Here is an 8,776-nt window from a genome sequence, read left to right on the forward strand (position 1 = left end):
AATCGGGGATATCACTTTCTGTCCTTTCAGTCGTGATTAAAGAAGCTCAACTGCTGTAACAGTTGGGCTTTTTGCTTTTAATGCTTTGAGTTTTTGTTGATATAAGAACTTGATTCGCTGCAATTCAGCGATAGTCCATTTGTGAACTGCATTGTTTGATTCCAGCGCTTCAACACGCTCCAGACCGATGCGTGCAATCAGTCCAATGCGATAGTCGACAGCCCTACCAGCGCCATAACGATTGCATTGCTTGAGTTGCGCATGGCAGTTGTCCTCATTAAACCGAAGATGCCCTGCACTTCCACGGCTTCGGTAATGGCCCGCATCCCATGAGCCACCCATAATCGAATCTGACTTTGGGAGCTGTCCGCAGCAGATGCAAGGCAAGCCGTTATCGCGCGCGCGGATGTAGCGATTGAAAACAACTTGCGCTTCTGCAATCCACTCTTTAAGTGATTTCAGAGCGTCCCGGCGCTTAATATGATCTGCACGTTCGGCTGCGGCAAAACGTTTGGCTTCAATTCGCGCTTCTTTCTCACGTGTAGAAACTGCGAGCGCCATCGCACAATGTTGCCCGCAGACTTTTTGCCCAGGTAATTTACGGGCAAATTCAACCCTACAAACTTTGCATTTTGGGGCTTTGGTAACTCTTTTGAATGGAGTGCGCTTGAGAGTCATGCAAGCCTCAACACAGAATCCACTACGGCATCAAGATCGTCACGAGTGTAGTTAGTTAATATGCGTGCCAGGACAACATCAATCACCGCGCTATACAGCTTTTCGCGCTCATCTTGGCTCATTGCACTGAAGTTCAGACTCTTCGCAATGACGCGCACATCACCCTTGAAATTGATTACAGTGTCGGAATATCCCGCCAGAATCGTCAAATCCTTTCGAAATTGATCAAAATTTTTCTGGACGATTTCCCCCTTATATTCTTTGCTCACTGGCTCCCATGCTTCATAAGCCAAATTAAACAATGCAAACATCTTGCGATGAAATGCAGGGTTGTTGTGCTTCTTGACTGATGCAGTCACCGCCGCGCCCAATTTCAACTTTGCGATAAATTCAACCGCTTGCGGGTCAATCGCGACTAATGCGCCATTTGCTGTTTTTGTGAGAACGATGTCAGTCATTTTCCGCACCTGCACAATTTGCAAAACTGATGCACTGGTACGCCAGATGTATTAAAGAATTGGTTGATGGATCGCCATTTTCCGTTTCTACAATGTGGTCCACGGCAAAATCTGCGCGCTGTCGATTGAGTAACGACAGACGCTTTTTGATTGGCTATATGAATATTATCGATAGCGGCTGGGGACAGATATGTCATGTTGGAGCCCCCTTTTTCTTGACTGTCTCACATGCTTGATTGAGATTGTTTTCAGCCACTTTTAGTCGTGAGCGGGCGATACTATTTTTAATGGCATCGCCCTTTGTGCCCAGAACTTCTATATGTGCGTCATATCTTTTCATCGTCAGTGCCACCAATCGCGCAGTTTGTAAATCGTTGCTCATTGCGCCCTTTCTTCTTTAGATTTCTCATTGCGCTCTCCTTTTCACACGATCAAAGCCGGACATGGAAAATACCTTTGCCACCTTTTGCTGGAATAGACACATTCTGTGTACGTCCTGTGTATTCCGTTCGGCGCTTCTGGCGGCTACCATTCTTTTGTCGATACATCCAAGCAAGTGACAGCGTTCTCAGTTGCGCCGAGTGCTTTACGTCAGCTTGTTTGCAAGTGCTTTTGAAGTCGTTAAATTCTTCTTCGTTTAACAACATCGTGATTGGGAAATTGCGTGTACTGGTGTTCATCTAGTTCTCCATTTAATGCGGTGTTTCGATTGGTTAATGCGGTGCTACAGGGAGGAAAGTTGCTAATGAGGGATCACATGGGCCGCTCCAAAATATTTACTAATTCACATCAAAAATAAGGGTGGGATATTCCAATCATGTTAAATTTCAGCTCCCACACATCGTTTAACTTGAAAGAAATTTCCCATGAATAATCTTTTTATTTCTTATGACTTAATTGCGCCAGGCCAGCATTACGAACAGGTTTCTGAAAAAATCAAATCTCTTGGTGCATGGGCAAAAGTCGAACTTTCACTTTTTTATGTAAAGAGCGCTCTTGGATCAGAAGCTGTCGCAAATGCCGTTTATTCAGTCATGGACAAAAATGACAAGTTGATCGTCATTGACACGACGAACAATAGTTTTCACTCCTTCAATCTTGATCCTGTGGTGATAAAGCAAATGTTGAACTATTGGACAAAGTAGCTCCGGCCATCAAACGTGGCCTGCCTTGAATTGATTGCAAATAAGTGCGATTTGATCCGAAAGGCAAGCCATCAACATGCACCAGGACGCCGAGCAGTTTCGCAATCACATGAATCACTTGAATGCGCCATTTTGGGTAAATTGAGAATTGGTTCATTTTTATTCCTGATGCATGTTGCTTTGACTGCTGAAATCTTTTTGCCATAGCAATGCCAAAGTGCTCTGCTGATTTAATGTGTTCGTTAGTCAAAGTTGGCTTTCTGATCCTAAGAAATTGATTGATAGTGGCGAGGTTGGGAGATCACATGGGTTACTCCTTAATGTCATGCGTGCCTCGAAGAACACCCCAGTCAATATCTGGGCGCAACTCTTCACATGTAACTGCACGCTCGGTAAGGCGCTCAATTGTTGGGCAATGTTCAGCAGGAACTTTTCTTCCAGACAAGCTCCATTGCCACAATGCACTTTGAGAAACCCCAAGAAGTTCCGCAAAGCTCGATTGAGAAATATTTTTTTGAGTTAAGTATTCTTGAAGTTGCATACTTTTATATTAGAACTTCTTGTATTAGAAATCAACACTTTTTCTAATTATTTTAGTAATTTAGAGAATCTATTTACAATATGCTCATGGCTACTGTTGAAAAAAGAGAACTAACACCCGAGGAGCGCTCAGCTGCTGAGCGCTTAAAATTCGCATGGACAAAATTCAAAGAAAACAATAGGGACAGTGGTGGGAAGCCATACACGCAAGAGTGGGTAGCCACAGAAACTCAATTAGGATCACAAAGCTTAATTGGGCAGTATCTGAATGGCATTATTCCTCTGAATGTCAAAGCGCTAATGTCTATTTCAAATTTGATCGGCGTATCACCCTATGATATTTCCAAGGAAATCATGGAGCATATTGGCGATACCCCCGCCCGGATAGTTGCAGCAAAAAATGATAACTATGTACGAATTGAAAGACTCAATGTCGTGGCTCAAGGTGGATACGGCTCAGTTGCACCGGAGGAAATTGAAGTAGTTGATAGGTTAGAGGTTACGCGAGAGTTTGTCCGAGATAAGCTCCAGGGCTTAAGCCCAGATCAATTAAAGATCATCACGGCCAAAGGCCACTCCATGCGAGGACAAGTGGAAGATGGAGATCTATTATTTGTGCAACCAACTAATGTTTTTACGCAAGATGGGCTATACGTTATCTCTGTTAGCGGCTTGGTAAGGGTAAAAAGATTACGCCTTTCCCTGAAAGAAAAACTTGTTTTCGTCGAAAGTAATGATGGAAGTGCGCCTGAAACATTCAGAACAGAAGAGCTTGAGGGGTTGAATATCCAAGCAAAAGTCATTGCGGCTTGGAATTTAAGATATTTTTAAAAATGCTTAACTTTATTGATTTAAGCAAGAATTAAGCTACCAAAGCGCCCTTACAGGTTACGTTTCCGTTAATTTGTATAACAGTACATCCTAGCAAACCACGCTATTCAATAACCTAAGAAAGTTTTTGTATGCCGATATTTGTCATCATCATAATGATTTTTTTAAATGTGATGTTTTTTGCTGTAGGAAACGGCACCAATGGCATAGCAGCTGTTTGCGCAGTTCTCTTTGTAGCTAATTCGATTTTCATTTATTTTTCTCCATCGATAAATTCCTATTTACGCAATCATAAAAACACAACGTCAATAACCGTGCTTAACATCTTTTTGGGATGGACAATTCTTGGGTGGATAGGCGCACTAGTATGGTCGTATTCAGATAACACTACGTCAGATATTGAACCGGAAAATCACAAGATAGTTCCATCGCAAGATGAAAATTCGGAGGCAATGGTGGATCCCGATAAAAAGCCAGAATTAAAAAAATGTCCGTTCTGCGCTGAAGAAATCAGGGTCGAGGCAATCAAGTGCAAACATTGCGGATCTGATCTGAGTACAAGTGCAACATAATGCTATATGCAGGTATGGAAACTCAAGAGCGGTGGCATTCCTCCATTAATAAGTAAAGCCATTGCTAGGACTGAAAAAGACACTGAATTTCATCAGCCAGAAAAAAGTATCTTCGTATATTCAAACATTGCTGAAATTCAGAGGAGTGACTATATATTCAACGGGGTACAGTTCAGCGCAACGATGCAACTGCGAACACCGTTACGAGTATTGCTGCATCACGGTGAGATACATTCAAAGATGCCTGATGACATCATCATCCGCTCTCAATGGGAGGGCATCTGGCTGCCAGCGACAAAGACCTTCAGTGAACTAGGCATCAATATGCTAGAGCCAGAAGGAATAATGGCGAGCCAGATTGGCTACATCCCATCAAACGGCGGATACTACCTTCCATTTTTGATTCGAGTCAGAGAGATAGTGGAAACTGTCAACTCAGTTGAGTGGAGAATTGCAGAGCTCAAGACTCTACTGGCAGAGCAAATATTTGTTGACCCGATTAACAGTAGCGGTGGCATATCTGCTGTTATTGATTATTTTTTCCCTTTATTTATTTATACGTTGCCAGGACTGACAGAGCTTCACCGTAAAAAAATGATAGATCTTGATTTATTAACGCCACGTAAAATTCTGGATGAAGGATCCCCTCACTTACTTGCAATGAAGGGAATCGGTCATAAAAAACTCAATGATATCCTTATGTTTTGCAGCACATCTGAGTTTCAAGATGACAAGTATATCGATAGGGTCGAACGCTAAGCCAATAAAGACAAAAAATTAATGGTTTTGCTAAGAATCTTTGAAAGATAATTTTTTCTTATGTCATTTTCCTAAGCAGAAAGCTTGTTTCAACATGAAAAAAATATTCGTAACATTAATTGCCAGTCTTTTTATGGTTGGCAGCGCTTTTGCTGCGCCTGGGCCTTCTGTTCAGATTGATGGACAAGTATTCATCGTCACGAAAGGTCAGCAGCCCATAAAGCTAGCATTGGTCAATGTATCTGTTATTAGTGAAAAAAACGTAAAACTTGCGCTGAATGAGGTTTTTTTACGAGCAACGAAAAATAATGCATTAGTCGAAAAAATAGATGCACTAAGAAATTCAATTAATGCTGAAAAAGACAAATCGTCTCCTGCGGACGGGGGCATTAATCCGTTTTTAGAAATGGAAAAAATGGTGGGGATATGCATGCCGCTTCCAATTGGGAAGGCACTGCAGGAATGTTTTAAATCTCCTGAGTGGAAATCAAACACTCCAAGAATGAAAGAGATCCAAGAGAAATATAAGGAAGAGTTTAAGATTGTTAACTCAATGCGCAGAGAATTGTATTCTTTGATGAAGGAGCATCGAGAGGAAATAGAGAATATTAAAAATGCTATTGTCCCGTTGCTTATATCGCAGTCATCTGGTCCGGTTAAAACAGACGCTGATGGGAAATTTGCTATTTCGATACCAGCAAATCAGAAAGTGGCCTTAGTTGCAGAAACAAGTCGTCAAGTTATAGACTCAACTGAGCGTTATCAGTGGGCAGTATGGGCAAGTCCCAAAAAGAGTGGGAAAGTCACGGTTTATTTAGCCAATGACAATTTGACGGGTACGGCATGCCAAGAGTGCGTCATTATGCCGAAATTACCAACTTATCCAGATAAATTTGGCGCACCAGAAAATTTAACACTCCAATAACCCATGAAATCATTCTTTTTATTTCTACTGGTTATGCTGTCAGGTTCCGTAGAAGCAAAAATCCCAAGAAGCTCACAAGTCACTCGCGATTTTCAAAAACAAAACCCCTGCCCCACTACCGGGAAAACAACAGGGGCATGTCCTGGGCAAGTAAAAGACCATATCAAATCACTATGTGCTGGCGGAACTGACTCCGTTGACAATATGCAGTGGCAAACAGTCGAAGATTCGCGGATAAAAGATACCCAAGAAAAGCGGGAGTGCGCAATGAACCGCGCTTCAATGCACAAAAAGACAGGCGTTAAAAAGTCACATATCCGACACGCATCATCTGATCAAACATGCTTCACCGGGCCGCGAGGTGGTCGGTACCGGATTGTGAATGGGCGGAAGCAGTACGGGTGCTCATGAACGGTGATATTTGAAATTTAAACTATGAGATGAGGTAATTTTTAATCGAGTTCAGGATGCACTCTCAAAAGTAGTAGGTTAAAAGATATGAACTAGTGCAAAATTTGCGACAGTTCAAATGTTAGCCACGTGAAACGGGGCGAATATTTTTGCTGGAAAATTCACTCCTTATTTGTCAATGTAAAAATCAATAATATTTGTTGTATACTATCGCCATGTTCTCTAGCTGATTCACCGTGAACGGCGCTTTAGTGAACTTGCTGCCACTTCCAAAATTCATACATTAATGTGAATGGCTTGGATTGATTCGAAAAATAGCGCGCCGTGCGCTAGCGATGATTGCTGCTTTCTAATGCAGTGGAGCAAAATATGAAAAATACAAATATACACAAACTTCGCGTAATAGTTGGTTACGCTTTAATTGGCTCTGTTTTGACAGGTGCATTGTTAAGTTGGATTCCTATTCCTTTTGATTTACGAATTATTGGTGCGAGCGTTGGTGCGCTGGCTGGAACTGTGTCGTCTCACTGGGCATAGTATTCGTGGTTTTTCCAGACATACATATTGATGGTAATTGGATTGATGTCAGCTCCGCCATTACAGGAATTTTATATATCGTCGCACAAAGAGTTCGCCGTGATGATGAAAATAAATGTCGCGTACTGTCTAAGCAGACCGGTTTAGATTTTGCAAACGGAGTTGCACTTTTCCCGCTTCTCATTCTTGCGTGTAGCGCGCTATCCTCTGATTTGGTGAAAAGTTTGGTTGAGGCCAGTAAGATGAGCCTTTCAGTTGCCGGGATGTTTTCCTTGTTGGCAATACTTGAAGATGTTTAATATATATTAAGACGAATAAAAACCCGCTTCGGCGGGTTTTATTTTGCCTGTTCCTGATGCTGCTTTGCTAAAACGCGGTTGTATGTTGACGGCGTCTCAATAGCGCCAATTTGTACAACCCGCACCATCGGACGCCACAGCGTCTTGGCTTGGTTTGGTGTGTGGCTCATGATTTATTTCCTTGCAAACTTAAAAAATGCTCTTTGACTGCGGCTGCAATTCTCAGCAAATAAGCATATTGGTGCTTCTCTACCCGCTTGAGCATTAATCCGTTCAAGCCCCAATTGAGATTGCTTGCAATGTACTCAGGGTGGCAATTGCAGATAAATTCCTCTACACTTCCCCCGCCATAATTCCCCCAGTACGCAGTCCATGCCTGTGCGTAGCACTGAACTATGATACGGCTTGCTTTTGCTGTGTATTGTTCGACATAGACGGTTACAGGGTCTAGTCCCTGCGGGTGAAAGCGGTAGGTGCGTAGTTCGGTGGGGGTTATCATGCTGCACCGCCTTTCAGTGCTGCATTCACCTTGTTAAGAATCTCGCGCCCATCATCCGAAAACTGCAATCGGTCTTGCAGTTGATGGCCTTTAACTTTCATCTTCATCATCGCGGTGAGTGCACCGCGTAACTGCTCGTTCTCTTTGCGCAGGTCTTCTGCATCGGGCGGTAGTAAATAAAGCGGTGTTGTGTAGCTCTCAAACCCGTCAGGGAATGCAGCCTTGAGCTCATTGCTCACCGGCTCTGAGTCATCATCTAACCATGCGGCTGGCTCCTGGCCCACTTCAGGCAGCGGCATCCCCCTTAACTTATCCGCAAGCTCTTTTCCGACCATGCAGCCATGAGCGCAATCTTGATCTTCCAGGAACTTTGCGCACTGCTCTTTAATTTCTTCGTAGTTCATACCCCCTCCTTTTAAAACGACTTAATTAATCCAGGCTGCTCGATTTAAAAGCAGCCGATGAGGAATTATATTCTTTTTATTAGAATTTCTTGCTTTTATTTATAAGAAGTTCTATTATTCATTCATCGCAGCAAACAACCCTAGCCAAAAGCTAGTTTGTTTTTTAGGAGCCAACATGGAAGTAATGCATTGCGGATTACCACTCTCTTACTTTGCTCAACAAGCAGGAGAAATAGAGGAAAAAGTAGTGGATGGTCAATTGATGAATGATCTGTTTTCAGAATTCAGCATCGAGCAATGCGACAAGCTGGCAACGATGTTGGATGAAAACAAATTTGAAAGTTTTGGTCGGCTGTTTAAAAAGTGGCTGACTGAAAAGCTGTAAGGGGCGACCTACCTGAGCGAATTGGCACAAGTGTGCAGACACTCTAAAACTCTGACCTCTGTATCGGGCGATGCCTCTTAATCTGAGTTGGATTTGACAGGCCGGAAAGCACGGTCAACCCATTAAACAGGAGCGGCGATGAAAATCAAATTTCAAGGATTACTAACTATTGAGGTGGCACTGAAAGCCGTTGAACGTAATGGCTATGCCCTGCAATACGTGCCAGCGGAATCATGCACAGAAGCAGTTGCACTGAAAGCCGTTGAAAGCGATGGCGGTGCCCTGCAATACGTGCCAGCGGAATTACGCACAGAAGCAGTTGCACTGAAAGCC

The 8,776-nt window shown here is 43.0% G+C and carries 18 protein-coding genes; 9 read left to right on the plus strand and 9 right to left on the minus strand.

Going from position 1 to position 8,776, the window contains the following annotated elements; genetic code table 11:
- Window positions 1-36 precede the first annotated feature (36 nt).
- From ACO0LB_RS10125 to ACO0LB_RS10140, 4 genes are all read right to left on the minus strand, one after another.
- Entirely contained in the window at window positions 37-678 is a 642-nt protein-coding gene (locus ACO0LB_RS10125) for a recombination protein NinG (RefSeq protein ID WP_423048972.1), read from the minus strand.
- Window positions 675-1,136, minus strand: coding sequence for a DUF1367 family protein (locus tag ACO0LB_RS10130; protein ID WP_423048973.1), 462 nt, complete (start codon window positions 1,134-1,136; stop codon window positions 675-677). Before ACO0LB_RS10130 ends, ACO0LB_RS10125 begins: the two co-directional genes overlap by 4 nt.
- 193 nt (window positions 1,137-1,329) lie before the next feature.
- Complete coding sequence (locus tag ACO0LB_RS10135) at window positions 1,330-1,518, minus strand: hypothetical protein (protein WP_423048974.1); 189 nt, start codon at window positions 1,516-1,518, stop codon at window positions 1,330-1,332.
- Window positions 1,519-1,567: 49 nt separating this feature from the next.
- Entirely contained in the window at window positions 1,568-1,816 is a 249-nt protein-coding gene (locus ACO0LB_RS10140) for a hypothetical protein (protein WP_423048975.1), read from the minus strand.
- A 186-nt stretch (window positions 1,817-2,002) separates the two neighbouring features.
- On the opposite strand from ACO0LB_RS10140, the gene ACO0LB_RS10145 reads away from it, so the two are divergent.
- Window positions 2,003-2,281, plus strand: coding sequence for a hypothetical protein (locus tag ACO0LB_RS10145; RefSeq protein ID WP_423048976.1), 279 nt, complete (start codon window positions 2,003-2,005; stop codon window positions 2,279-2,281).
- Window positions 2,282-2,591: 310 nt separating this feature from the next.
- Here ACO0LB_RS10145 and ACO0LB_RS10150 read toward each other — a convergent pair whose 3' ends face one another.
- Window positions 2,592-2,822, minus strand: coding sequence for a transcriptional regulator (locus ACO0LB_RS10150; RefSeq protein ID WP_423048977.1), 231 nt, complete (start codon window positions 2,820-2,822; stop codon window positions 2,592-2,594).
- A gap of 86 nt (window positions 2,823-2,908) precedes the next feature.
- On the opposite strand from ACO0LB_RS10150, the gene ACO0LB_RS10155 reads away from it, so the two are divergent.
- A complete protein-coding gene (locus ACO0LB_RS10155; protein ID WP_423048978.1) occupies window positions 2,909-3,652 on the plus strand; it encodes a S24 family peptidase in 744 nt (247 codons plus the stop codon).
- 115 nt (window positions 3,653-3,767) lie between these two features.
- Here ACO0LB_RS10155 and ACO0LB_RS10160 read toward each other — a convergent pair whose 3' ends face one another.
- Window positions 3,768-3,905: a hypothetical protein gene (locus ACO0LB_RS10160; RefSeq protein WP_423049000.1), complete on the minus strand. Its 138-nt coding sequence runs from the start codon at window positions 3,903-3,905 to the stop codon at window positions 3,768-3,770.
- A gap of 55 nt (window positions 3,906-3,960) precedes the next feature.
- On the opposite strand from ACO0LB_RS10160, the gene ACO0LB_RS10165 reads away from it, so the two are divergent.
- The 5 genes from ACO0LB_RS10165 (at window position 3,961) to ACO0LB_RS10185 (ending at window position 7,155) form a co-directional block, all read left to right on the plus strand.
- The gene (locus tag ACO0LB_RS10165; RefSeq protein ID WP_423048998.1) at window positions 3,961-4,224 is read left to right on the plus strand and encodes a superinfection immunity protein; all 264 of its coding nucleotides are present in this window, start codon (window positions 3,961-3,963) and stop codon (window positions 4,222-4,224) included.
- Between the two features lie 6 nt (window positions 4,225-4,230).
- On the plus strand, window positions 4,231-4,983 hold the full coding sequence (locus ACO0LB_RS10170; protein WP_423048979.1) for a hypothetical protein: 753 nt from the start codon (window positions 4,231-4,233) through the stop codon (window positions 4,981-4,983).
- A 94-nt stretch (window positions 4,984-5,077) separates the two neighbouring features.
- Entirely contained in the window at window positions 5,078-5,908 is an 831-nt protein-coding gene (locus ACO0LB_RS10175) for a hypothetical protein (RefSeq protein ID WP_423048980.1), read from the plus strand.
- 780 nt (window positions 5,909-6,688) lie between these two features.
- The gene (locus ACO0LB_RS10180; RefSeq protein WP_423048981.1) at window positions 6,689-6,856 is read left to right on the plus strand and encodes a hypothetical protein; all 168 of its coding nucleotides are present in this window, start codon (window positions 6,689-6,691) and stop codon (window positions 6,854-6,856) included.
- Window positions 6,857-6,861: 5 nt separating this feature from the next.
- Entirely contained in the window at window positions 6,862-7,155 is a 294-nt protein-coding gene (locus tag ACO0LB_RS10185; protein ID WP_423048982.1) for a hypothetical protein, read from the plus strand.
- Between the two features lie 38 nt (window positions 7,156-7,193).
- On the opposite strand, the gene ACO0LB_RS10190 is transcribed toward ACO0LB_RS10185, so the two are convergent.
- From ACO0LB_RS10190 to ACO0LB_RS10200, 3 genes are read right to left on the minus strand one after another with little or no spacing between them, the layout of a single operon-like run.
- Complete coding sequence (locus ACO0LB_RS10190; protein WP_423048983.1) at window positions 7,194-7,325, minus strand: hypothetical protein; 132 nt, start codon at window positions 7,323-7,325, stop codon at window positions 7,194-7,196.
- Window positions 7,322-7,654, minus strand: a complete 333-nt coding sequence (locus ACO0LB_RS10195; RefSeq protein WP_423048984.1) for a hypothetical protein — start codon at window positions 7,652-7,654, stop codon at window positions 7,322-7,324. The genes ACO0LB_RS10190 and ACO0LB_RS10195 overlap by 4 nt, the downstream gene beginning before the upstream one ends.
- A complete protein-coding gene (locus ACO0LB_RS10200) occupies window positions 7,651-8,058 on the minus strand; it encodes a hypothetical protein (RefSeq protein WP_423048985.1) in 408 nt (135 codons plus the stop codon). Before ACO0LB_RS10200 ends, ACO0LB_RS10195 begins: the two co-directional genes overlap by 4 nt.
- Window positions 8,059-8,233: 175 nt before the next feature.
- Here ACO0LB_RS10200 and ACO0LB_RS10205 point away from each other — a divergent pair, with 175 nt between their 5' ends.
- Window positions 8,234-8,443, plus strand: coding sequence for a hypothetical protein (locus ACO0LB_RS10205; protein ID WP_423048986.1), 210 nt, complete (start codon window positions 8,234-8,236; stop codon window positions 8,441-8,443).
- Window positions 8,444-8,581: 138 nt separating this feature from the next.
- Window positions 8,582-8,776: DUF4116 domain-containing protein (locus tag ACO0LB_RS10210; RefSeq protein ID WP_423048987.1), on the plus strand; the 195-nt coding region annotated here is incomplete at its 3' end.

Origin of the sequence: Undibacterium sp. SXout7W (assembly GCF_049339385.1) — a bacterium.
Lineage (GTDB): Bacteria > Pseudomonadota > Gammaproteobacteria > Burkholderiales > Burkholderiaceae_D > Undibacterium.